At 70.1% G+C, this 22,482-nt stretch carries 19 protein-coding genes and 1 pseudogene; 11 read left to right on the top strand and 9 right to left on the bottom strand.

Annotated features, from left to right (window positions below; all coding sequences use genetic code 11):
• Positions 1-41 precede the first annotated feature (41 nt).
• Positions 42-1,796 (top strand): sensor histidine kinase, encoded by a 1,755-nt coding sequence (locus EP757_RS44140; RefSeq protein WP_127551891.1) that lies wholly within the window; start codon positions 42-44, stop codon positions 1,794-1,796.
• Complete coding sequence (locus tag EP757_RS30655) at positions 1,793-2,479, top strand: response regulator transcription factor (RefSeq protein ID WP_127551890.1); 687 nt, start codon at positions 1,793-1,795, stop codon at positions 2,477-2,479. Before EP757_RS44140 ends, EP757_RS30655 begins: the two co-directional genes overlap by 4 nt.
• 525 nt (positions 2,480-3,004) lie before the next feature.
• On the opposite strand, the gene EP757_RS30650 is transcribed toward EP757_RS30655, so the two are convergent.
• Complete coding sequence (locus tag EP757_RS30650) at positions 3,005-3,787, bottom strand: SDR family oxidoreductase (protein ID WP_127551889.1); 783 nt, start codon at positions 3,785-3,787, stop codon at positions 3,005-3,007.
• 64 nt (positions 3,788-3,851) lie between these two features.
• Between EP757_RS30650 and EP757_RS30645 the strand changes: the two genes are divergently transcribed.
• From EP757_RS30645 to EP757_RS30630, 4 genes are all read left to right on the top strand, one after another.
• Positions 3,852-4,430, top strand: a complete 579-nt coding sequence (locus EP757_RS30645; RefSeq protein WP_197725417.1) for a TetR/AcrR family transcriptional regulator — start codon at positions 3,852-3,854, stop codon at positions 4,428-4,430.
• Positions 4,431-4,518: 88 nt separating this feature from the next.
• Entirely contained in the window at positions 4,519-6,009 is a 1,491-nt protein-coding gene (locus EP757_RS30640; protein ID WP_232050083.1) for a family 43 glycosylhydrolase, read from the top strand.
• Positions 6,010-6,452: 443 nt separating this feature from the next.
• A complete protein-coding gene (locus tag EP757_RS30635) occupies positions 6,453-7,892 on the top strand; it encodes a sensor histidine kinase (protein WP_127551887.1) in 1,440 nt (479 codons plus the stop codon).
• Between the two features lie 7 nt (positions 7,893-7,899).
• Complete coding sequence (locus tag EP757_RS30630) at positions 7,900-8,580, top strand: response regulator transcription factor (RefSeq protein ID WP_127551886.1); 681 nt, start codon at positions 7,900-7,902, stop codon at positions 8,578-8,580.
• Positions 8,581-8,631: 51 nt separating this feature from the next.
• On the opposite strand, the pseudogene EP757_RS44135 reads toward EP757_RS30630, so the two are convergent.
• Positions 8,632-8,985 (bottom strand): annotated as a pseudogene (locus tag EP757_RS44135) (phosphatase PAP2 family protein); the annotation flags it as partial.
• 720 nt (positions 8,986-9,705) lie between these two features.
• Between EP757_RS44135 and EP757_RS30620 the strand changes: the two are divergent.
• Positions 9,706-10,338, top strand: coding sequence for a ThuA domain-containing protein (locus EP757_RS30620; protein WP_197725415.1), 633 nt, complete (start codon positions 9,706-9,708; stop codon positions 10,336-10,338).
• Here EP757_RS30620 and EP757_RS30615 read toward each other — a convergent pair.
• Entirely contained in the window at positions 10,301-10,753 is a 453-nt protein-coding gene (locus EP757_RS30615) for a GNAT family N-acetyltransferase (protein ID WP_127551884.1), read from the bottom strand. The two genes, EP757_RS30620 and EP757_RS30615, sit on opposite strands and share 38 nt — an antisense overlap.
• An 86-nt stretch (positions 10,754-10,839) precedes the next feature.
• Complete coding sequence (locus EP757_RS30610) at positions 10,840-11,388, bottom strand: MarR family winged helix-turn-helix transcriptional regulator (protein WP_127551883.1); 549 nt, start codon at positions 11,386-11,388, stop codon at positions 10,840-10,842.
• 36 nt (positions 11,389-11,424) lie between these two features.
• On the opposite strand from EP757_RS30610, the gene EP757_RS30605 reads away from it, so the two are divergent.
• Complete coding sequence (locus EP757_RS30605; protein ID WP_127551882.1) at positions 11,425-12,057, top strand: MBL fold metallo-hydrolase; 633 nt, start codon at positions 11,425-11,427, stop codon at positions 12,055-12,057.
• Here EP757_RS30605 and EP757_RS30600 read toward each other — a convergent pair.
• The 3 genes from EP757_RS30600 to EP757_RS30590 form a co-directional block, all read right to left on the bottom strand.
• Positions 12,047-14,251, bottom strand: coding sequence for a bifunctional diguanylate cyclase/phosphodiesterase (locus EP757_RS30600; protein ID WP_127551881.1), 2,205 nt, complete (start codon positions 14,249-14,251; stop codon positions 12,047-12,049). The two genes, EP757_RS30605 and EP757_RS30600, sit on opposite strands and share 11 nt — an antisense overlap.
• 63 nt (positions 14,252-14,314) lie before the next feature.
• The gene (locus EP757_RS30595; RefSeq protein WP_127551880.1) at positions 14,315-15,622 is read right to left on the bottom strand and encodes a radical SAM protein; all 1,308 of its coding nucleotides are present in this window, start codon (positions 15,620-15,622) and stop codon (positions 14,315-14,317) included.
• A gap of 122 nt (positions 15,623-15,744) precedes the next feature.
• Positions 15,745-16,527: a cyclase family protein gene (locus EP757_RS30590; RefSeq protein WP_232050082.1), complete on the bottom strand. Its 783-nt coding sequence runs from the start codon at positions 16,525-16,527 to the stop codon at positions 15,745-15,747.
• A 163-nt stretch (positions 16,528-16,690) separates the two neighbouring features.
• Between EP757_RS30590 and EP757_RS30585 the strand changes: the two genes are divergently transcribed.
• Complete coding sequence (locus EP757_RS30585; RefSeq protein ID WP_127551878.1) at positions 16,691-18,283, top strand: xylulokinase; 1,593 nt, start codon at positions 16,691-16,693, stop codon at positions 18,281-18,283.
• A 149-nt stretch (positions 18,284-18,432) separates the two neighbouring features.
• On the top strand, positions 18,433-19,167 hold the full coding sequence (locus EP757_RS30580; protein WP_127551877.1) for an alpha/beta hydrolase: 735 nt from the start codon (positions 18,433-18,435) through the stop codon (positions 19,165-19,167).
• 55 nt (positions 19,168-19,222) lie between these two features.
• Here EP757_RS30580 and EP757_RS30575 read toward each other — a convergent pair whose 3' ends face one another.
• The gene (locus tag EP757_RS30575; protein WP_127551876.1) at positions 19,223-20,812 is read right to left on the bottom strand and encodes a lysyl oxidase family protein; all 1,590 of its coding nucleotides are present in this window, start codon (positions 20,810-20,812) and stop codon (positions 19,223-19,225) included.
• Between the two features lie 163 nt (positions 20,813-20,975).
• Between EP757_RS30575 and EP757_RS30570 the strand changes: the two genes are divergently transcribed.
• On the top strand, positions 20,976-21,521 hold the full coding sequence (locus EP757_RS30570) for a TOPRIM nucleotidyl transferase/hydrolase domain-containing protein (RefSeq protein WP_197725413.1): 546 nt from the start codon (positions 20,976-20,978) through the stop codon (positions 21,519-21,521).
• Here EP757_RS30570 and EP757_RS30565 read toward each other — a convergent pair.
• The gene (locus EP757_RS30565) at positions 21,508-22,440 is read right to left on the bottom strand and encodes a LysR family transcriptional regulator (RefSeq protein WP_127551874.1); all 933 of its coding nucleotides are present in this window, start codon (positions 22,438-22,440) and stop codon (positions 21,508-21,510) included. The genes EP757_RS30570 and EP757_RS30565 overlap by 14 nt on opposite strands.
• Between the last annotated feature and the right edge of the window lie 42 nt (positions 22,441-22,482).

Genomic DNA, 22,482 nt, shown 5'->3' with positions numbered 1-22,482 from the left:
GTCCGATGCCGGGCGGGCCGGGCGGCGGCACAATGTGGAGCGTGTCGCGAATCCTCGCCGCGTGGCGATCCGGTGAGCACGCGGTCTGGTTCGACCTCGTGCTCGTCACGGTGCTGTCCGCCGCCGCGATGTGGATGACCAGCGAGGGCCGCGGCGACATGCCGGCCCTGCCGCCCGAGCTCCTGCGCCCGGGCGACGTGTTCTACCCGGAGCAGACGACCGGGCGCGACATCGCGGCGAACCTACTTCTCACACTGCCGCTGCTGGTCCGGCGACGATGGCCGGTCGCCGCCTTCCTGTTCCAGCTCGCCGCGCTGCTCGCCGTCGACCTCGACGGCAACATCGCGAACCTGATCGCGCTCCTGATCGGGGTCTACGCGGTCGCGATCCACGGCCGGTCGGCGGTGCTGTCGATGGGCGTGCTGTTCACCGTGTGCGTCGTCACCGCGGCGGCGCAGGGCGAGACCTGGCCGAGCCTGCCCGACTGGGCCGGCGTGTTCGTGCTGGTCATGCCGATCGGCCTGCTCGGCGTGGCGGTCCGGGCCGCGCGCAGCCGGGCCGAGGTGTCCGAGCAGCGTGCCGTCGCGGTCGAGCGGGAGCAGCAGGCCGCCACCCGCCTCGCGGTCGCCCACGAACAGGCTCGGATCGCGCGCGAGCTGCACGACATCGTCAGCCACCACGTCAGCGTCATGACCATCCAGGCGGGCGCGGCCGGCAAGGTCCTCGCGCGCGATCCGCAGCTCGCGCGCACCGCCCTCGCCGCCGTCGAGGCGAGCGGGCGGGAGACGATGGCCGAGCTGCGGCACCTGCTCGGCGTGCTCGCCCCCGGGCCCGACGACGATCTCCTGCATCCGCAGCCCGGTCTCGGTCAGCTTCCGTCGCTGGTGGAGAGCGTGCGCCAGGCCGGCCACCCGGTCGAACTCACGGTGTCCGACATCGATCTGCCGCGCGGGCTCGACCTGACCGCCTACCGCGTCGTGCAGGAGGCTCTGACGAACGCCCTGCGCTACGCCCCGGGCGCGCGCACCATGGTCACCGTCCGCCCTCTCGACGGCGATCTCGTGGTCGAGGTGATCAACGACGAGCCGGCGCCGGGCGCCGCCATCACTCCGGCTTCGTCCGGCGGCGGCAGCGGATTGCTGGGTCTTTCCGAGCGACTCCGGTCGTACGGCGGCAGTCTCGTGAGCGGGCGTCGCGTCGGAGGTGGCTTCCGCGTGTGCGCGACGGTCCCTCTGGCCCTCACCGCGTCCGACCTCGCTCCCCCGACGCCCAATGCCGATCCCTCAGCGCCGGTTCTCGCCCCGCCGACGCCCGACGCCGACCCCTCAACGCCGGTTCTCGCCCCGCCGACGCCCGACGCCGACCCCTCAGCGCCGGTTCTCTCTCCCCCGACGCCCGATGCCGATCCCTCAGCGTCGGTTCTCGCCTCGCCGATGCCTGATCGCGTCATCCCAACGTCCGAACGTGTCACTCCTGCGTCCGAGCAGGCCATCCCGGCGGCTGATCGCGTCATCCCAGTGTCCGAGCGCTCCGCCCCTGGGTCCGAGCTCGCCGTCCCGGGCTCCGACCTTGGTGCGCGGAGTGCCGGTCCCGGAGTGCCTGCGGCTGGTCCCGGAGTGCCAGCGGCCGGTCCCGGAGTGCCAGCGGCCGGTCCCGGAGTGCCAGCGGCCGGTCCCGGAGTGCCAGCGGCCGGTCCCGGAGTGCCGGCGGCTGGTCCCGGAGTGCCGGCGGCTGGTCCCGGTGCGCCGGCGGCTGGTCTCGGAGTGCCGGCGGCCGATGAAGGGCGAGTGGCATGACGCGGGTGGTGATCGCTGACGATCAGGCGCTGGTGCGGACCGGGTTCGCGATGATCCTGGCGTCCGAGGGGATCGAGGTGGCCGGCCACGCGGCGAACGGTCATGAGGCCGTCGCCGCCACCCGCCGCCTGCGCCCCGACGTCGTGCTCATGGACATCCGCATGCCGGAGCTCGACGGTCTCGAAGCCACCCGTCGCATCCTCGCCGATGCCCCGGTCACCACCACCGGCGAGCCGATCCGGGTGGTGATCCTGACGACGTTCGACCTCGACCAGTACGTCTATGCCGCCCTCACCGCCGGCGCCAGCGGTTTCCTGCTCAAGGACGTCACACCCGACCACCTGATCCACGCCGTCCGCCTCGTCCGCAGCGGCGACGCCCTGCTCGCCCCCACGATCACACGCCGCCTGATCGAGCGGTTCGCCCAGCCCGACCCGGTCCGCGCCACCCTGCACCGCGACCTGGCGACCCTCACACCCCGGGAGTTGGAGGTGCTGACCCTGCTAGCCGGCGGCTTGAGCAACCCGGAGCTGGCCACCACCCTGAACCTGAGCGAGGCGACAGTGAAGACCCACATCACGCGGATCCTCACCAAACTGCAGCTGAGGGATCGGGTGCAGGCGGTCGTGGTCGCCTACGAGACGGGGTTGGTGACCCCGAGTGCCCGCCGTCCGGCCGTCTGACTTCTCAGTTAGCAACCCACCACCGCGTCGTCCTGGGCGCGCAACGTTCCAGGGGCGGCGTTCCCAGGCACAGCGTCCCTAAGGCTTGGCGTTCCTAGGCACGGCGTTCCTAAGGCTTGGCGTTCCTAGTCACGGCGTTCCTAGTCACGGCGTTCCGAGGCACGGCGTTTCTAGGCACCACGGCGTTCCTGAGACTTGGCCTTCCCAGGCACCGCGTTCCTAGGCACCGCAGCGTTTCTCGGGCTTGGCGTTCCCAGGCACGGCGTTCCCAGGCACCGCGGCGTCCCTGAGGCTTGGCGTTCCTAGGAACGGCGTTCCTGAGACTTGGCGTTCCTGGGCACGGCGGTCCCGGGCGCGGTGGCCCTGAGCGGGAGTCGTCAAGCGCTGAGTTCAGGACGGGCCGCGGCTATGGCGTGGATCGGAGGGCTACGTCGTGGCTGTTCAGCCCGAGGTTGCGGGAGGCGGGCAGCGAAGCGACTAGGGGTGGTGGGGGGGCGGGGCTTCGGGCGTACAAGGGAAGGAGGGTTATCGCAATGCTCGGCCGCTGACCGCTAGGGTCACGCGGCGCGGCATGATGGTGGCCATCGCTGAGGTGACGGTGTTGAGCGGGCCGGAGACGAAGCTCGGGCGCGGGCGGGAGCGGTCCAGTTCGCGCATGGTGCGGGAAACGACCTGGTGTGCTGTCTCGAAGCGGCCTACGGCGGCGTCCTTCGTGCCCACGACGTCGAAGAACTCGGTGCTCGTCGGGCCGGGGCTGACCGTCGTGACCGCGAGGCCAGAGGTGCGCGTCTCGTAGGCGAGGGCCTCGGTGAAGCTCAGCACGAACGCCTTCGTCGCACCATAGACGGCCATTTGCGGGCAGGGCTGGTACGCGGCGGTGCTCGCCACGTTGACGATCACGCCGGAGCCCGCGGTGACCAGGTCCGGGAGGAATTCGCGGGTCAGGCCGACGAGGACATTGACGTTCAGCGAGATCATCTGCTGGATGCGGGCCGGATCCTCGTCGGCGAAGGGGCCCTTGGCACCGAAACCGGCGTTGTTGATCAGGGACTGGATGCGGATCCGTTGTCCGTCGAGCATGGTCCGCAGTTTCGCCGGGGCGTCGGCCTGGCTCAGGTCGAGGGCCAGCGGCGTCGCGGTGATCTTGTGGTCGCGCTGCAGGCGGGCGGCCAGTTCGCGGAGCCGATCTTCGCGGCGTGCCACCAGGACGACGTCGGCGCCGCGGGAGGCGAACTGGGCGGCGAACTCGGCGCCGAGGCCCGAGCTGGCGCCGGTGATCAGGACGTGGGTGCCTCGGTATGACCTCATGGAGACCGAATGTAGGCAGTGGTCGCATTGTTGTCAACGCCTACATTGGGATAGGGTTCGGGACGTGAGCGAACGTCCTTATCACCACGGGAACCTCCGGGCCGAGATCCTCGAGCGGGCCTGGGAGGTGGTGGATCGGGACGGATTGGACGGATTGTCGCTGCGCGGGCTGTCGCGGGACATCGGGGTGAGTCATGGCGCGTCGGCGCGGCACTTCCGGGATCGGCAGTCGCTGCTGGATGCGCTGGCGAGGACGGGCTTCGAGCGGCTGAACGCGGCATTGACCGGATTCAGCGGGACTTTCGAGTCGCAATTGCGTGCGGCCGGACAGGCGTACGTGGCGTTCGCCGTCGACCATCCGCGGATCTTGGACCTGATGTACGACGCCAAGCACCACCCGGATGCCAGCCCCGAACTGGTGGAGCTCAGCCACGTGGCGATGGCCGACCTGGTCACCATGATCGGCGCGGCACAGCGGGCCGGCGAGGCACGGGACGGCGATCCGCAGGAGCTCGCGCTGATCGTGTTCGCGAACGTCCATGGGGTGGCGACGCTGGCCACCGACGATCTGCTCGACGGGGTGCCGTGGGAGAAGGCGGCAGCCGCGGTGATCGACTTCGCGTGGCGAGGCATCTCCTCTTAAGCGGCTCATCACGTCGGTCGGAAACATGCCGGCAACATCTTGACTACCGGAATGTTATCGCTAACCTTCGATGACAAGCGGGCCGGCCGTGAGCACCTCTGAGAACGCGCACATCGCTGTCGAGAGGACCGCCATGTCCCCGTACCCCCGTCGCCTGCCGGCGGCCCTGGCCGCCGTACTACTCGGCCTGCTCGCCGCCGTCTTCTCCCCCGGATCACCCGCGCAGGCCGCCCCCGCCGTCCACTACACCAACCCGATCGCCAACCAGCGCGCCGACACCCACATCTACAAGCACACCGACGGCTACTACTACATGACGGCGACCGTCCCCGAGTACGACCGGATCGTGCTGCGCCGGTCCACCACGCTGCAGGGGCTGTCGACCGCGTCCGAGACCGTCATCTGGCGCAAGCACTCCAGTGGGATCATGGGCGCGCACATCTGGGCGCCGGAGATCCACTTCATCGACGGCAAGTGGTACGTCTACTTCGCCGCCGGCGCGACGACCGATGTCTGGGCCATCCGGATGTACGTGCTGGAGGGCACCGGCTCCAACCCGCTCACCGCGACCTGGACCGAAAAGGGTCAGATCACGACGCCCTGGAACACGTTCGCGCTGGACGCCTCGACGTTCGTGAACAACGGCGTGCGCTACCTGATCTGGGCGCAGCAGGAGCCGGGCATCGCCACGAACTCCAACGTCTACATCGCCCGGCTGTCGAATCCGTGGACGATCACCGGCGCCGTCGCGCGGATCGCCGTTCCGACGCTGGCCTGGGAGACCCGGGGCTACAAGGTGAACGAGGGCCCGACCGTGGTGATCCGCAACGGCCGGGTGTTCCTGACGTTCTCGGCGAGCGCCACCGACGCCAACTACTGCCTCGGCCTGCTGACCGCCTCGGCCACGGCTGACCTGCTGAACCCGGCATCCTGGACCAAGTCGGCGAACCCGGTCTTTGCCAGCAATGCCGCGACCAGCCAGTACGGGCCCGGCCACAACTCGTTCACCGTGTCCGAAGATGGTCAGAGCGACATCCTCGTCTACCACGACCGGAACTACCGGGATATTTCAGGAGATCCCCTGAATGACCCGAATCGGCGTACCCGGATCCAGAAGTTCTACTGGAACGCCGACGGCACGCCCAACTTCGGCATCCCGGTCGCCGACGGCGTCACACCGGTGCGCCTGCGCTCCTACAACACCGCCGACCGCTACGTGCGCCACTGGGAGTACCGCGCCCGCCTCGACACGAACGTCACCGTCCTCGCCGACTCACAGTTCCGGATCGTTTCCGGACTCGGCGGCTCCGGGACGATCTCGCTCGAATCGACGAACTTCCCCGGCTACTACCTGCGGCACCGCAATTTCGAGGTCTTCGTGGAACGCAACGACGGAACCGCCGGATTCAAGGGCGACGCCAGTTTCTTCCAGCGCGCCGGCCTCGCGAGCAGCACCGGCGTCTCCTTCGAGTCGCAGAATTACCCCGGGCGCTATGTGAGGCACAGCAATTATCTCTTGTACGTCCAGACAGTGTCCGATGCGACCGGGCGCGCCGACGCTACGTACATCCTGGAATAGATCGCCTGCCGTCCCTCCGTCCGCCCTCGGGCCGGCCCCGGCGGACGGAGGGTCCGCGACGTCAGCACTCGCGCCCATCGCCGGTGGCGGGGTTCCTCCGGCTCGAGCCGTTTCGCTGCGTCGTCCGATCGGGCCGCCTGTGGACGACCTCCCAGCCATACGGTGCACTTCGGACGCCCCTCACGGCTGTGACTCATCGCTGTCGTTCAGTGCTCGCACTGGCGATGAGTCACAGCCATGTGGTTTCGTTCGCGAGAACGGCGCGATGCGCGCTTCTGCCGTGGTGACAGATGACGAAGTGCTGCGATCACTTCCGTTGGCCGGACGTTCCATAGGCGGCGTTTCTCGGCCGTCGGTGACGGGCGGCGGGCGCCGCCTTGCGCGCAGGCTGATTTGTCTTTCGGCAGTGTCGGGCGGCAGCGGCAGCCCGTACCGTCGCCTCGGTGAAGCGAGCAACGATCAAGTCCGCGCTGACTGCCGTTCCGGCAGTCAGCGCACGGGCTGTCGACCCGGGATTGCTGCTGACCGGGGCGGCGGCGGTGTTTGCCGGTTTGAGCACGGTGAGCGGGTGGTGGTTGTTGCCGACCGTGGTCACCGCGTTCCTGGCCGGGCGGCGCCCGGGGCGGACGGGTCCGACGGCGCTCGCGCTGGTGGCGGTGCTCTCGGCCGTTGTGGTGGTGCTCTCGGTCGTGCCCGGCTGGTTGCCGCTGGCGAGCCGGTTCCTGATCGTGTTCGTGGCCGCCACGATGTCGCCATGGTTCGCGGGACGATTCTGGCGCCAGTACCAGGATCTGGTCCGGGCTGGCTGGGAACAGGCCGAACAGGCGCAGCGTGAACAGCGGCTGGTCGCCGAGCAGGCGCGGCTGCGCGAACGGGCGCGGATCGCCCAGGACATGCATGACCTGCTCGGCCACGACCTCAGCCTGATCGCGCTGTCCGCGGGTGCGTTGAAACTCCGGCCGGACCTTGCCGAGCACCACCGGCAGGCGGCCGCGGACCTCAGGGCCCGGGCCGGAGCCGCGGTGGAGCGCCTCGGCGAGGTAATCGGCGTCCTGCGCGAGCAGACCGACAGCGCCCCCATGGAGGTCTGCGGCCCCGATCTCGCGGCGCTGACGGTCGCGGCTTCCGCATCGGGACTGGTGGTGCGGTTGCGTATCGATGGCGAGACGGGCGATCTGCCGCCGATGGCCGAGCGGGCCATGCACCGGGTCGCGCAGGAAGCGCTGACCAACGTGGCCAAACACGCGCCCGGAGCGACGGCGACCATTTCCGTCACGCATACGGCGACCGAGACGACGATCGTGGTGGAGAACGGTCCGCCACCGTCACCGGGCGGCGTTCAGGTCCGGCCCTGCGGCGGCGGGCATGGGCTGGTCGGCCTCGCCGAACGGGTGCGATTGGTCGGCGGCATTCTCGAGTACGGCCCGCACCACGGAGGTTTTGCGGTCACCGCGCGGATCCCCCACACACCCGCGCCGCCACCGGTGACTCCGTGGACCGACCGGGCGCTGCCGCAGGAACATCGCCGCGCCCGGCGGCGTGCGGGACGGACCCTGGTTCTCGCGGTCATGGTGCCGCTGGTCACGGGTGCGCTGCTGAGCGGGGTCCTGGCGGGCTGGGAGACACTGTCCGCGTCACAGGCGGTCCTGGCTCCGGGTGACTACGCCCGCCTTCGCATCGGGCAGGATCGTTCCGAGGTGGAGCGTCTCCTGCCACGCAGGCAGACCCGCTACCGACCGCTGACCACCGAACCGACCGAGGACGGGCTGACGTGCGAGTACTACGCGATGACGGCAGACCGCTTCGACGACCGGTCCGGAGACGCCTACCGGCTCTGCTTCCGCGACGACGTGCTGGTGTCCCGGGACACGGTCACCCCGTGAGCCGCCGATGATCCGCGTACTGATCGCCGACGACGAACCGATGATCCGTGCCGGACTACGCGCAGTCCTCACCACCGCCGCGGACATCGACGTCATCGGCGAGGCCGGCGACGGACACCACGCCGTCGAACTGGCGCGACGGCATCGGCCAGCGGTAGCCGTCCTCGACATCCGCATGCCCGGTATGAACGGCATCGAAGCGATGGCCGAGATCCGCAGGACCGTACCGGCTACACGAGTGATCATTCTGACCACGTTCGGGGAGGACGACTACATCCTGCAAGCGCTCGGCGGCGGCGCCGCCGGCTTCCTGATCAAGTCCGGCGAGCCCGAGGAACTGATCATCGGGGTACGCGCGGTGGCCGACGGCGCCGCCTACCTGTCACCGAAAGTCGCGGCCCGCGTCGTAGCGCACCTCGCCGCGACCGGCGCGGACAGCACGGCCACGCGGCGTTCCAGCGCCTGGGACCGGGTCGACGCCCTCAGCCCTCGGGAACGGGAGGTGCTCGCCTTCCTCGGTAGTGGACTGTCCAACGGGCAGATCGCCCGACGGCTGCACGTGGTCGAAGGAACGGTCAAGGCGCACGTGAGCTCCATCCTGGCCCGGCTGAGCGTGGAGAACCGGGCCGCGGCCGCGGTGGTCGCCCACGAAGCGGGAATCGCGATTCCACCACCTGCCCAGCAGTAACGACACCGCCTGCTGGGCAGGTGGCATGAGCCCCAGCAGGGCAGCCGCCACCACCGCGCCGCCGAGCAACGCACCGGCCAGAACATCGTGCGGGTAGTGCACCCCCACCAGCACGCGCAACAACGCGGCAGCTCCAGCCAGGGGCAACGTCAGCGCGGCAAGGCGTGGCCACAACACCGCCAGCCCGACTGCCAGCCCCGCGGCCAGCGTGGCGTGGTTGCTCGGAAACGACCAATCCCCGCTCTGGGGACAATCGGCGATCACCTCGATCCCCGTATGCAGCGCACGACACGGTCGCTCCTCATCCACCACCAACTTCACCGCCTCACTGACCGCGTACGCCACCACGGTGCCGACGCCGGTCAGCACGGTCCCGGCAACCCCACGCACATCCCGGCGGCGCATCGACGTCCACCACATCGCGACCAGCAGCACGCCCAGAACCGCCAGAGTGCCCTCGGTAGCCACCTCCAGCGCCGGGCCGAACCACGACGGTGCGCCCGCCGCCGCCCCGGCGACCGCTCGGTACCCGGACACCGAAACTCCGTCGGTAACCTGCACGGCCCCGGCCCGGCCCAACCCGCCCGGAGAAAGCCAGGCGACAGTCACCGCGACCGCGCCCACGACGCCGACAGCAGCCAACAAACGGCCAGCCCCGCTGGTTGCTCGTGTTTCTCGTTTCATAGGGGCCGACCGTAGAAACGAAAGCGGCAAGAAACCCGAGCCGAACGGCAACCCTGCACCCCCGACGATCGTCAGGGTTGACCGCCTTATGGGGAGCGACGCTCCGGGCAAACGTATGCAGCGTGTCTCCGGCCATCACCATGCGTAAGCGGACCCGTTCGCGAAGACAGGCGTGGTAGGTCTAGCCGGACGGTGGCGCCGGAACTCACGAACGTCGGAGGCTCGTCCGCCGCCGAGGTGCGGCCTACGCTGCTGCTCTGCTGGCGCTGCCACAACCGCTCGTGGCGTCCTAGGAGGCTAGGTTGAGGCTGGGCGGGCACGGGTCGGGTAAGGCTGGGTACAGGTGGTTGGTTATGCCGTGGACCGTTCGGCACTTGAGGGGTTCGGTTCGGGGAGTCCTTGGTGACGGCTTGAGCCCTGGAATTCGGGGAAGGAATGGGGATGAGGCGGGCTTTGTTCGTGCGCGGCGGATGGGCGGGGCATTCGCCGTACGAATGTTGTGGGATCTTTGAAAAGGGGTCAAGCGAATTCGACGTCGAGGTTTCGGACAGCCTGGAGGTCTATGAAAGTCTTCCGGATGTCGACCTCATCGTTCACTGCTGGACCCACGGGAATCTGACAGACGCCCAGGAAGAAGGGCTGGTCAGCGCCGTTCAGCGCGGTGCCGGGTTCGCCGGGTGGCATGGCGGGGTGCTGGCTTTCGGTTATGAGAACTCGCGCTATCAATACATGATCGGCGGGCGATTCCTGTTTCATCCCGGCGGGTTCACGCCTCATCGGATCGACATCGCCGGGGAGCATGAGATCGTGGCGGGGATCGAGGGGTACGACGTTTGCACCGAACAGTATTACTGCCATTTCGACCCTACGAACGAGGTGCATGCCACTACGACGTTCGCCGGGGTTGACGAGGCGCCGGAGACGGCCGGCGTCGTCATGCCCGTCGTGTGGACGCGCACGTTCGGCGCGGGCCGGGTCTTCGTGAACACTCTCGGACATTCGCCGGAGGATCTGTTGCTGCCGCCCACCCGGACCATCACCGAGCGTGGCCTCCGGTGGGCAGCCGGCGGATGAAGCGGCGGGACTGGTCGCGGGTGTCGACGTAGCCGAGACGCTCGTAGAAGAGGTGGGCCGGGGCGCGGTGGTTACTGCTGGTGACCTCGACGAAGAGGCAGCCCTCGGCTCGTGCCCGCTCCTCGACCGCGGAGATCAGCAGGCGGCCGACGCCCTTGCCACGGTAGGACTCGTCGACCACGAGGGCCGCCAGCCGGCCGAACTTGCCGGTGATCTCCAAGATCGGGGTGACGTGCAGGGCGGCGACACCTACGAGCGAGCCGTCGTCGTCCGCGCCGAGCAGGGCGCTCGCCCGGTCACCCAGCCAGTAGTCCATGCGCAGGCGGACGTCGCGCTCGGCCGACGGGAAACCGAGCTGCTCGAGGAGGAGCGCCAAGCGGGCCGCGTCGCCCTGGTGGATGGGCCGGATATGCATGCCAAGACCATATTCGGTTCGGCGGCCGTTTGTTACTCGCCAGTTTCGTTTTGATGGCCGAACTCGCGAGCCAAGAAGGGCCGGGGTCAATCGGCGGAGAGACGGTTCAGCAGGTCGGGGACGGCGTGGAGGATCGCCTGTTCGTCCGGGGAGAGGTGCCGGCTGATGGCGGCTGCCACCCATCGACGCCGGGAGTCGCGGTCGGTGTTGAGGGCTTCGGTGCCGGTGGGGGTGAGGGTGATCAGTACGGCCCGGCGGTCGGCCGGGTTCGGGGTGCGGGCTACGAAGGATTGTTTCTCCAGTTCGGTGACGGTTCGGCTCATGCTCTGGTGCTTGACGCGGCAGTCGGCGGCCAGCCGCGCGATCGTCTGCGGGCCCTCGCGGTCGAGGGCGCCCAGGGCTGCGGCCTGCGGGGGCGGCAGGGTGTCGGCCTGGGCGCGGACCGTCCGGACGAAACGACCGATCGACTGACGGAGGCGCTCGGCGATGTCGACATCCGGCGAAGCGCCGGAAGAAGGCGAAGCGCCAGAAGGCGAAGCGCCGGAAGAAGGCGAAGCGGACGGCCCCAGCGCGGAGGACCGGCCAGGGGAAGAAGACGGCCCAGGGGAAGAAGACGGAAAAGTGGCCGGTGTCATGCCCCCAAAAATACAGCCTAGCTGTATTTTTCGAGCATGGAGCTCACCAAGCACGCCCACGCCTGCGTAACCTTCACCGACGGCGCCCGCACCCTGCTCGTGGATCCGGGCACCTTCACGCCGAACGCCGCCGAGCTGATCTCCGCGGCTGATGCCGTGCTGATCACGCACGAGCATTTCGATCACTTCGACGAGGCGGCGCTCAACGCCGAGCTGGAGCGGCGGCCGGGGCTGCGCGTCTTCGGGCCGGAGAGCATCCGGGCCAAGCTGGGCGGGCGGGCCGAGGTGGTCCGCAAGGGTGACCGGTTCGAGGCGGCGGGCTTCGAGGTCGCGACCCACGGGACCACCCACGCGATCATTCACGCCGACATCCCGGTCATCGACAACGTGGGATACCTCGTCGAGGGGCGTGTCTTCCACCCGGGTGACTCCTATGCCACGCCCGACGCAGCGGTCGAGACGTTGCTGCTGCCCACGAGCGGTCCCTGGACGAAGTTCGGAGAGGCAGCGGATTTCGTACGGGCGGTGCGCCCGGCCCGCGTCGTCCAGATCCATGAGCTGATGCTCAGCGAGCTCGGACAGAACTCGGCACGCATGCTTCTCGGCGAGAAGGGCCTGACGGGCCTCCCCCTCGAGAACATCCCGTGGGGCGAGTCGATCACGCTGTGAGAACGACCGGGACGATCTCGGCGGCGGGCACCGGGCGGGCGAAGTGGAAGCCCTGGGCGTACCGGTAGCCGAGGGCGTGCAGACGATCGGCCTGGTCCTGCGTCTCCACGCCCTCGGCGACGGCCCGCAGTCCGAGCGTGTGGGCGATCCCGCTGAGCGAGGCGGCGATCGCCTCCTGCTGCGGGCTGCCGTTCAGCTCGTCGATGAACGACTTGTCGACCTTGAGGGTGGTGACCGGGCAGGTGCGCAGCAGCGTCAGCGACGAGTGGCCGGTGCCGAAGTCGTCGAGGGCGATGCCCACCCCGAGGTCGCGCAGCGCGAAGACGGTGGCCAGGGCGGGACCACCGGCGAACACGGCCGTCTCGGTGATCTCCAGGGTGAGGCGGGCGGGGTCCAGCCCGTGCCGGGACAGGGCAGCGGCCACCAGGCCCGGCAGGTCCGGATCCAGCAGCTGGCGGGCGGAGACGTTGACGCTCACCCGCGGGGCTGCCGGACCGTGCAGCGAGAGCCAGGCAGCCGCGTCGGCGCAGGCGGTGTCGAGGACCCACGCGCCCAGGTCGATGATCATGCCGGTCTGCTCGGCGACCGGGATGAACTCGGCCGGCGAGATCGGCGCGTCCCCGTCCGGGTGCCAGCGGACCAGAGCTTCGACGGCGCTGACGGCGCCGTGCGGCAGTTCGACGATGGGCTGGTAGACGACGCGGAACTCGCCCCGGTCGAGACCACGGCGCAGGGCGGCGGCGAGGTGGGCGCTGTGCTGCGCGTTCTCGTCGAGGGCGGCGGTGTGCTGCTGGTAGCGGTCGGCGCCGACGCGCTTGGCGGCCTGCTGGGCGAGTTCGGCGCGGCGCAGCAGGTCGGGGATCTCGTCGCCACTGCCGGAGGCGACGCCCACGGTCACCGTGACGAGCAGGTCGTGACCGTCGGCGGGCAGCGGCGCCTGGAAGGCCCGGAGCAGGACGTCAGCGGCGAAGTCCCCGGGGACCAGGATGCCGAACTCGTCACCGTTCAGGCGGGCCACGACGGCGTCCGGGCCCAGGGAACGGACGATCCTCTCCCCCGCCTGGCGCAGCACCTCGTCGCCGGCCCGGTCACCGAGGCTGTCGTTGAGCGCGGCGAAACCGTCCAGGTCGCAGACGGCCACGACCACGGCCCCGGACGAACGCTGCAGGGCGGCGGTGAAGGCGCGGCGGTTCGGCAGGCCGGTCAGGTCGTCGCGGCGGGTCTGGTCGGCGAGGCGGTCCAGCAGCAGGACGTTGTCGGAGAGCGCGACGTGCTGGCGGACGACGACCAGCAGGATCAGGACCACCGCGCCGGCGGCCAGGCTCGCCGAGAGCCGGCCGGTCGCGACGATCACGCTGGTCAGCATGATCGCGGTGGCGAGGACCGCGACGTACGGGATCGCGCTGATCCCCCGCCGGCGCGAGCCCGGAGCGACCCGGGCCGGGCGGGCGGCGCTGCGGATCTGGGAGTACGCGGCGAGCGTCAGCAGCACCGCGAACGGCGGCAGGATGATCACCGTGGCGCTCAGGTGCGGCCACCGCTGCACCATCGGCGCGATGACCAGTGACGCCGGGGCGAGCACGCCGATCGGGCTGAGCAGCCACAGGGCCGGGCCGTGCACCGAGCCGGTGGCGCTCATGCTCACCTTCACCACCGCGACCACGGCGGCGGACGCGGCGGCCAGAACGATCACCCGCAGGGCGGTGGCGAGGGCGCCACTGGGCAGCGGCATCGGCAGCAGCGCCAGCAGGCGGGTCAGCACCAGGCCGGAGGCGACCGCGACGATCGCCACGTCGAGGAAGAGCGCGACGGTTCCGCGCCAGGTGCGGCGTGCGCCCGGCAACCGGACCAGCGCGAACACGCCGATCCCGACGGCCGCGAGATAGAGCAGGCCGGTCAGCGGCGAGAAGGCCAGGACCTCCGACAGGTTGCGGAGGGTGTCGGCCATCTGGCTGGTGGCGCCCGCCGCCAGGAGCGCAGCGGCGTACCCGAATCTCCTCCAGAAGATCGAGCCCGCGCCGCCGCAGGAAGAGGAAGCGAGCACGCAGGCCGCGGCGGCGAGGAGCACGGCGAGGACGGCGCACGGCCAGAGCGACCACGCGGGTACGGCCGACCGCGTGCCGAGGACGCCGAGCACGACGACGGCGAGCGTCGCGATGATCGCGCCGGCGACGAGGGACCAGATCCGGAGCAAGCGGGCGCTTCCCTTCAGGTGTGACCGCCTCCCCTATCGACCGGGGAGGCGGCACATCTGAGGTCACTTCTCCGCGGGCAGCGAATCCATGAACGAGCTCACCGAGAAGACGGCGTTGCCGGCGCCGGCCGGGCCGTATCCGGGCGGGCTGGACAGGCCGTAGTGCTCCATGGTCGCGCGGTACGACTCCAGGAGGCGGATGTGGTACTCCAGGGGCGCGCCGTTCGGGTTCGTCTTGCCGAGCGGCGTGGTCGGCTCCGGGCACCAGGTGGTGAACCGGGGCGTGATGCCCTTCGACATGAAGTAGTGCAGGCCCTCGGTGGTCGAGTCGATCGCCTCGTCGACCGAGGTGAAACCGAACGGCTCGGCCATCTCGATGCCCGCCACGAAGTTCGGGATGACGTTGCGCGCGCCGAAGATCTCCGCGGAGTCGAGGATGCGGCGGTGCCACTCCTCACGGCCCACGTAGCGCTCCTTGCCGGGGCAGTAGAGCTCGAACAGCCGCTTGTCCCACACCTCGTAGTTGGGGTGGTAGATCTGGATGCCGTAGTCCTTGAACCGCTGGACGTCTTCCTTCGGCAGCGCCTGGGCGACGACCTTGCCGATCCAGCGGCCGGGGAAGCGTTCCTCGATCGCCTGGGCGTACTGCCCGTAGAAGTCGGCTTCCGTCTTGCCGCCGACCTGCGACGTGACGCTGCCGCCGGTCAGGGTGTAGGCGGTCGACGTCTTGAGGGTGTCGTGCTTGTCGATGATGGCGAGCGCCTCGAGGACCTCGTCGATCGGCTTCACACCGGTGTAGGGACGACCGGCCGCCTTGTGCTGGCGCCAGTTGTGGTTGATGTCGCAGTACTGGCACTCCTCCTTGGCGCCGAAGTACTGGCAGACGCGGAAGACCGTCAGGTAGACGAGGTAACCCCACTGGATCGTCGGGGCCACCTCCATGACCTGCTTGCCGTTCTCCAGGGTGTGCCGGTAGTAGTCCGGCATCGGCGGCAGGCCGACGTCGGCGATCGGCTTGCCGTCCAGGAAGAGCTGCAGACGGCCGTCGGCGTCCGGCTTCACGCGGTAGGGCGATGACGGGTTGATGCGGACCGAGACCACCGTGCGGCGTAGGTCGTAGGGCCCGCCGGTCAGCACGATCTCCTCCGGCGGGCGGCGCAGCGCGGCCTCGCCCAGCTCCGGAAGGGTGCGGTGGTCGAAGGAGAAGATGAAGTACGACTTCGGCTTGACGTCACCGTTCTCGTTGTCGGTGAGCGCCGACTCGTCGAACGCGAGACCACCCCGCAGCAGATCTTCCTTGATCACCGCTTCCCGCGGCACGTGAGGAAAACGCGCCATCAAGTCTTCGACGAGATCGGTACGCGACTGCATGCGTCCTCCTGTAGCTGCTCCGGACCGTTCCAGCCCATCCCATGTCATCACACTGCGGCGATCTCACGGGGTCGGCAAATGGAGACGTTCGCGACAGCGTACGCGCGGCGGGAATGAGTCGATCACCAGGTCGCCAGCACGCGGGCCTGTCCGCCCGAGCCGTTCACGTAAGGGATGAGACCCACGACGATCCTTGCACCGGTCGCCGGGAGCCGATCGACGTTCGCCAGGTTCTCGATGCCGTAGCGGTCGCGCCGGGCCAGCGCCAGGTGCGTGTCGAACGTCTCCGAGGTGCCCGGATCGATGCTGAGCGTGTCCACGCCGAGGCTCCTGACCCGGCGCTTCGCCAGCAGCCACTCGCAGGCGTCGATGCCGAAACCCGGGAAGATCAGATCATTCCGGTACGCCGCCGCGCTACCGCTCCGGGCGCCCCAGCCGGAATTCATCAGCACCGCGGCGCCGTCCGGGATCCGGCCGTGCCGCCGCTCGAAGGCGCGCAGGTCGGCGACCGTCACGACGGTGTCCGGATCCGTCGCGGCCCGCGCGGCGATGTCGACGACGACGGCCGGCAGGATCAGCTCGGACGGCCGCAGCTCGGTGGAGTCCCTGCCGCCGGCGGCGAAGTGGATCGGCGCGTCGACGTGCGTGCCGACGTGCTCGATCATCGTCCACTCCTGCATGTAGTAGCCGTCGGCCTCGATCGTCTTGACGGTCCGCCGCGCCGCCTCCTCGCCGGGTTCGAAGCCGGGGAAGGACGGCCCGAGCGGATAGGTGAGGTCGAGGACGCCGTGCCGCGGCGTGGCCTGAGCCGCGGCGGCGGTCCCCGGGCTCGCGACGGCGGCGGCGGTCAGGATGGCGGCGCCGCCGAGAAGGGCGCTGCGTCGGGAAACGTGGCTCACGCACATAGGCGTCATCGTGCAATGAAGTCGATGATCAAATCGATGATCCGGTCCAGGTCCGCTGCGTCGGGTAGGTGATAGTTCCCCTCGGGAGCGACCGTCCTCTCCACGGCGGCACCCCTGTCACGCCGCAATTGTTCGCGCTAACAACATGCGGTAGAACATGACGATGACCGCCGACATCCGTAACATCATCGAAACCGGCCGCACGGCGATCGGGATCGAGCTGGGCTCGACCCGCATCAAGGCCGTGCTGACCGGTCCGGACCACACGGCCCTCGCCGTGGGCAGCCACGACTGGGAGAACCAGTTCGTCGACCGGGTCTGGACGTACTCCCTGGAGGCGGTCTGGGAAGGCCTGCGGGCGTGCTTCGCCGCGCTCGCCGACGACGTCCGGCGGCAGCACGGGGCCGAGCTGCGCACCACCGGCGCGCTCGGCGTCTCCGCGATGATGCACGGCTACCTCGCCTTCGACGCCGACGGCGAGTTGCTCACCCCGTTCCGCACCTGGCGCAACACGAACACCGGTGACGCGTCCGAGGCGCTCAGCGAACTGTTCGGCTACAACATCCCGCACCGCTGGAGCATCGCCCACCTCTACCAGGCCGTGCTGAACGGCGAGGAGCACCTGAGCCGGCTCGCGCACCTCACCACGCTCGCCGGGTACGTGCACTGGAAGCTCACCGGCCGCCAGGTCCTCGGCGTCGGCGACGCGAGCGGCGTGTTCCCGATCGACATCGCGACCGGCGGCTACGACGCGCGGCGCATCGAGCAGTTCGACGAGCTCGCCGCCGGCCGGCTGCCGCGCAAGCTGGCCGAGCTGCTGCCGGCCGTGCTGCCCGCCGGCGAGCCGGCCGGGACGCTCACCGAGGAGGGCGCCCGGCTGCTCGACCCGAGCGGCACACTGCAGCCGGGGGCGGCGCTCTGCCCGCCGGAGGGGGACGCCGGGACCGGCATGGTCGCCACCAACTCGGTGGCCCGGCGTACCGGGAACATCAGCGCCGGGACCAGCATCTTCGCCATGATCGTGCTGGACGGCGAACTCAGCCGGGTGCACCCCGAGGTGGACCTGGTCACGACGCCGGCCGGGGACCTGGTCGCGATGGTGCACTGCAACAACGGCGCGAGCGAGCTGAACGCGTGGGCGGGTCTGTTCGCCGAGTTCACCGCCGCTCTGGGTGTCGACGTGGGCTCGGACAAGATCTTCGAGACGCTGTTCCGCTCGGCCCTGGCCGGCGCCCCGGACGGCGGCGGGCTGCTCGCCTTCAACAACCTCTCCGGTGAGCCGATCACCAAGCTGCACGAGGGCCGTCCGCTGTTCCTGCGCGTGCCGGGCAGCTCGCTCTCGCTGGCGACGTTCATGCGGACCCAGATCTACGCCGCCCTCGCCACCCTGCGCATCGGCATGGACGTGCTGCAGAAGGCGGAGAACGTCCAGCTGGACCGGATGTTCGCGCACGGCGGCCTGTTCAAGACCCCCGGGGTCGCGCAGAACCTCCTGGCCGCCGCGATCGACACGCCGGTGTCGGTCGGCGACCTGGCCGCCGAAGGCGGCGCGTGGGGCATCGCGGTGCTGGCCGGCTTCCTCCGCGACCGCGCTGAGGGCCAGACCCTCGACGACTTCCTGAACACCGTCGTGTTCGCGGACGCGCGCCTGGAGACGGTCTCCCCCGACCCGGCCGACGTCGAGGGCTTCACCGCGTTCATGGAGCGGTACGCCGCCGCGCTGCCGATCCAGCAGGCGGCGGTCGACCACAGCTAGTGCGGCTGCTAGTTTTGCCGGGGCCGGACGACGACATCGAGGAGGTGGTACCCGTGAACGTTGCGACATGGGTGCTCCCCTTGGTGGTCACGGTCGGGCGATAGGTCGCCCGGGAGCGCCGTTCACGAGCACTCCCGGAAGGCACGACCATGCGATTCACCACTGAGCAGCGCCTCGACGACGGCGTCCTCGAGCGCGAATTCACCCTCGGCGAGATCCCGGGCATCCTCTGGACGCCCGGATCCGCATCCGCACCGGCCCCGCTCGTCCTGCTCGGCCATCCCGGGCTCGGCTTGCGCCGGATGTATCCCCGTCTGGCGGCTCGAGCGCGGCGCTGCGCGGCGGACGGCTTCGCCGCGGCCACCATCGAGCTTCCCGGCAGCGGCGACCGGCCTCGCTGGGCCGCCGCCGAGCGGGCCCGAGCCGACCTGCGCCGGGCGCTGGAGGCGGGCGGGCCGGTCAGCGACGAGATCATCGACGAGCTCGTTCTGCCGCTCGTCGATCACGCGGTCCCGGAATGGCAGGCCGCCCTGGACGCCCTGCTGGCGCTGCCGGAGATCGGCGGCCCGGTCGGGTACTCGGGCGGGGTGATCTCCATCGGCGTCCGCTTGGCGGCGGTCGAACCGCGCATCGTGGCCGCCGGGCTGTTCGCGGGCAGTTTCGTGCCCCGCGCCATCGTCGAGGAGGCCCGGCAGGTCACCATTCCGCTGCACGTCCTGCTGCAGTGGGACGACGAGGGGAACGACCGGCAGGCAGCGCTGGTCCTGTTCGACGCCTTCGGCTCCCCGGAGAAGACGCTGCACGCCAACATGGGCGGGCACACCGGCGTCCCGCCGTTCGCCGGAGAGGACGCGGCCAGGTTCTTCGCCCGGCATCTGCGCTAGCGGGAACGGCCCGGCTCCCCCGAGAGAGCCGGGCCGATCTCATGATCACCGAGGGTCAGCCGGCGATGCCGTAGACCTTCGGGACGGTCAGGGTGCGCTTCTTCGCGGTGCCGCCGATGACGATCTGGCGGAGCGCGGAGTTGTTGCCGGTGCTGAGCTCGGCGAGCTTGTTCGACGGGTTGGCCAGCACCTGGATGTAGTAGGTGCCGTTCTTCAGGCCGGTGATGTCGAACGACTGGCCCGGGCGATCCTGGCTGTACGTGTCGCCGTTGCCGATGTCGAGCACCTCACGCACCGCGACGACGGTGTTGGCGCCGCACGAGGTGGCCAGGTCGGTGTTGTCCGGACGCCACTTCGCGCCGGCCATCGTGTAGTCGACGGCGTCGGTGTTCGCCAGGCAGAACGCCTCCTTGCCGCTGCGCACGGCCAGCTTCTTGTCGGCCTTCAGCAGGTTGTACTGCGCGAAGTCGGTGAAGTGCCAGTGCAGGTGCCCCTCACGCGGGTCCCACTGCATGGTGCCGGCCGGGCGGGAGCCGACCTGCTTGCCCTTCGCGTCGAAGAAGTACTGGTACGCGTCCATCACCTCGGTGCCGGTGCGGCGGAAACCGTCCACGAGCAGCGGCGACGTGCCGGCGTTCCAGACCGTCGCGCCGAAGTTGACGTACCACTTGCCGGTCGTCTTGCCGGTCTTCTCGTCGACGCCCTCGGCGAGCGAGATGCCCCAGGCCGGCAGCGACCGCAGATCCGGCTTCGGACCGGTCTTCGGCGTCAGCGGCAGCTGCTTCGGCTTGCTCGCCGCCGCCCGGAACTCCGGCAGGTACGACGACACCTGGCGGCTCGCGTCCCCCTCGCCGTGGTGCAGGCCGTGGCCGGTCGCGGCGTGGCTCTCCAGGGCGGTGGCCTTCTTCGACCGGGCCAGCTTCGCCTCGTCGTACTTCACGTCGACGACGTTGACGGTCACCTTGGCGGTCGCCTTGTTCGCCGGGATGCCGAACAGCTTCTGGTACTTGGCGTCCACCGTCGCGGTGACCGTGTACTTGCCGGCCTTGAGCTTCGACAGCCCGCCCGGCGTCGACGGCTGGTCCTGCACGGCGGCGTCCCAGCCGGCCTGCACACCCCAGACCGCGCCGAGCGTGAACGGGTTCTCGCCGCCGCACCGCGTCGGGTACGGGTTGGTGGCCGGCGCGTCCCGGCGGGTCCGGCCCGAGCTGTACGAGTTGCCGCAGAACGGCGTGGAGTACTGCGCGACGACCTTGCCGGCCTTGTCCTTGATCACGTACGCGGTGAAGTCCTTGAGGCCGGTGAAGTCCTTGACCGTGCCGGCCGGGAGCGCCACCTGCGTCTTCTTGCCGTTCTTCACGACCGACCGGGTCGCGGTGATCGGCTTGTCGTACCCGGTCCGCTTCGCCCGGACCTCGAACGCGTCCTTGCCCGCGATCAGGTGCAGGCCCAGATCGAGGTACAGGTACGCGTCGTCGCCCTCGACGTACCGCTCGGCGGTCACCGTGTTCGTGGCGGCCACGAACGAGAGCGCGGGCGGTGCCGCGGCAGCCTCGGCCACTCCCACCCCGGACGCCGTCAGCACCACGGCGCCTGCCGCGGCGCCGAGGGCGATCCGGCGCCGCCGCTTCTGCGAATCAGTCATGCGGTCCTCCCCGTTGGGCGGCCGCTCGATGACACGGCCGCTGCGGCACATCGAACGCGATCGGCTGTGAAAACCCTGTGAAGCACGGGAGGGTTGGCACGTACCCGGGAGATCACCGTTATCGGGTTGCCGCCGCGGGCCCGCCGCCACCACGATGGCGCTCATGCCGACGAATGCCGCATCGCTGCGGGCCACCGCCGAAGCCATGGCACAGGCCGGATCCGCCGCCGCCGTGGTGCTCGTCGAGGGGATCACCGACCGGATCGCGCTGGAGACGGCGGCACGGGTCCGGGGCCGGGATCTCGCTGCGGAACGGGTCGTCGTCGTGCCGATCGGCGGTGCGCACGCGATCGGGCGTACCGTCGCGGAACTGGGGCGCACTCCCCTGGCCGGACTCTGTGACCTGCGGGAGGCCGCACTGTTCCGGCGCGAGGTGACCACCTTCGTCTGCGACGGTGACCTGGAGGAGGAGCTGATCCGCGCGGCCGGTGTCGACGGCGTGATCGAGCTCTTCGCCGATCAGGGTGATCTGCGGTCGTTCCGGTCGTTCCAGAAGCAGCCGGCCTGGCGCGGGCAGGAGCCGACGGCCCAGTGCTACCGGTTCATCCGCAGCAGCTCGCGCCGCAACGTGCGCTACGCCCGGCTGCTGACCGAGATCGCCGTGCCCCCTCCGCTGGACGATCTGTTGAAACGACTCATAGCTGAATAGACGCAACAAGCCGCCTCAACCACACGTGCGCCGCCTCGCGCTCCCGGGAGGCGTGCCACCAGAACGCCATCCGGATCTCGCCGGCGCCGGTCGGCGGCGGCAGGATCCGGATGCCACCGAGCGCCAGCAGCCGCTCGGCGAGCCGCCGCTGCAGCAGGCCGACGTGGCCGGGTGAGGCGGCGAGCACCAGCGGCATCGCGAGGTAGCTCGGGACGACCACCTGCACCTCCGCCCGGATCCCCCACGACTCCAGGGTGGTCAGCACCGACGGGCCGTGGAACGAGCTGACCCACCGCATCCCGCCCAGCAACTTGGGCGTCATCGTCTCCGCGCGCAACGCCGAGTCCTCCGCCACGACCATCACGAACTCGTCGCTCCACAGGTCCTCGGCGGGGTGGCCGGCGACGATCCCGCGCGGCAGCACGAGACCGTCGACGGCTCGCAGGGTGGCGTCGGCGTCGCGCACGGCCGGGTCGGTCAGCGGCACGAACTCCAGTCGCAGGCCCCGCGTCCCGGCGAAGACCGGCAGCAGGTGCGGGGCGAGCAGGGCGAGCGCGCCATCCGAGGCCATCACGGTGAACGTCCGGCGCGCGGCGGCCAGGGCGAAGCCGTGCGCGCCGAGCAGCACCGACTCGGCGGCGGCCAGCGCCTCCTCGACGGCGGCGAGCAGGCCGGCGGCGAGGGGCGACAGCTCGTACGCCGTGCCGGTCCGCACCAGCAGCGGGTCGCCGAAGTGCCCGCGCAGCCGGCGCAGCGCCGCACTCGTGGCGGGCTGACCCAGGCCGAGCCGGGCGCCGGCCCGGGTGACGCTGCGCTCCTGGAGCAGCGCGCGCAGGGCCGTGAGCAGGTTCAAGTCGAGCGATGCCAGGTCGTCGGACCCGGCATCGACGGCGGTGATGACGGCATCGATTGAGTTCATGGCCGCTCCGCTCTTGTCCGCCCGGGCCGGGTCAACGGATGA

It is taken from the genome of Actinoplanes sp. OR16 (genome assembly GCF_004001265.1).
In the GTDB taxonomy this organism is placed as follows: Bacteria; Actinomycetota; Actinomycetes; order Mycobacteriales; family Micromonosporaceae; genus Actinoplanes.
This window is presented reverse-complemented; position numbering and strand designations above follow the sequence as displayed.

What these genes read in the sequence shown, in the direction of transcription:
- EP757_RS30570 (WP_197725413.1), top strand. Translation starts at nt 20,976, where the DNA reads ATGCCGACGAATGCCGCATCGCTGCGGGCCACCGCCGAAGCCATGGCA.
- EP757_RS30580 (WP_127551877.1), top strand. Translation starts at nt 18,433, where the DNA reads ATGCGATTCACCACTGAGCAGCGCCTCGACGACGGCGTCCTCGAGCGC.
- EP757_RS30650 (WP_127551889.1), bottom strand. Translation starts at nt 3,787, where the DNA reads ATGAGGTCATACCGAGGCACCCACGTCCTGATCACCGGCGCCAGCTCG.
- EP757_RS30630 (WP_127551886.1), top strand. Translation starts at nt 7,900, where the DNA reads ATGATCCGCGTACTGATCGCCGACGACGAACCGATGATCCGTGCCGGA.
- EP757_RS30595 (WP_127551880.1), bottom strand. Translation starts at nt 15,622, where the DNA reads ATGCAGTCGCGTACCGATCTCGTCGAAGACTTGATGGCGCGTTTTCCT.
- EP757_RS30655 (WP_127551890.1), top strand. Translation starts at nt 1,793, where the DNA reads ATGACGCGGGTGGTGATCGCTGACGATCAGGCGCTGGTGCGGACCGGG.
- EP757_RS30575 (WP_127551876.1), bottom strand. Translation starts at nt 20,812, where the DNA reads ATGACTGATTCGCAGAAGCGGCGGCGCCGGATCGCCCTCGGCGCCGCG.
- EP757_RS30590 (WP_232050082.1), bottom strand. Translation starts at nt 16,527, where the DNA reads ATGTGCGTGAGCCACGTTTCCCGACGCAGCGCCCTTCTCGGCGGCGCC.
- EP757_RS30620 (WP_197725415.1), top strand. Translation starts at nt 9,706, where the DNA reads ATGAGGCGGGCTTTGTTCGTGCGCGGCGGATGGGCGGGGCATTCGCCG.
- EP757_RS30615 (WP_127551884.1), bottom strand. Translation starts at nt 10,753, where the DNA reads ATGCATATCCGGCCCATCCACCAGGGCGACGCGGCCCGCTTGGCGCTC.
- EP757_RS30610 (WP_127551883.1), bottom strand. Translation starts at nt 11,388, where the DNA reads ATGACACCGGCCACTTTTCCGTCTTCTTCCCCTGGGCCGTCTTCTTCC.
- EP757_RS30565 (WP_127551874.1), bottom strand. Translation starts at nt 22,440, where the DNA reads ATGAACTCAATCGATGCCGTCATCACCGCCGTCGATGCCGGGTCCGAC.
- EP757_RS30585 (WP_127551878.1), top strand. Translation starts at nt 16,691, where the DNA reads ATGACCGCCGACATCCGTAACATCATCGAAACCGGCCGCACGGCGATC.
- EP757_RS30605 (WP_127551882.1), top strand. Translation starts at nt 11,425, where the DNA reads ATGGAGCTCACCAAGCACGCCCACGCCTGCGTAACCTTCACCGACGGC.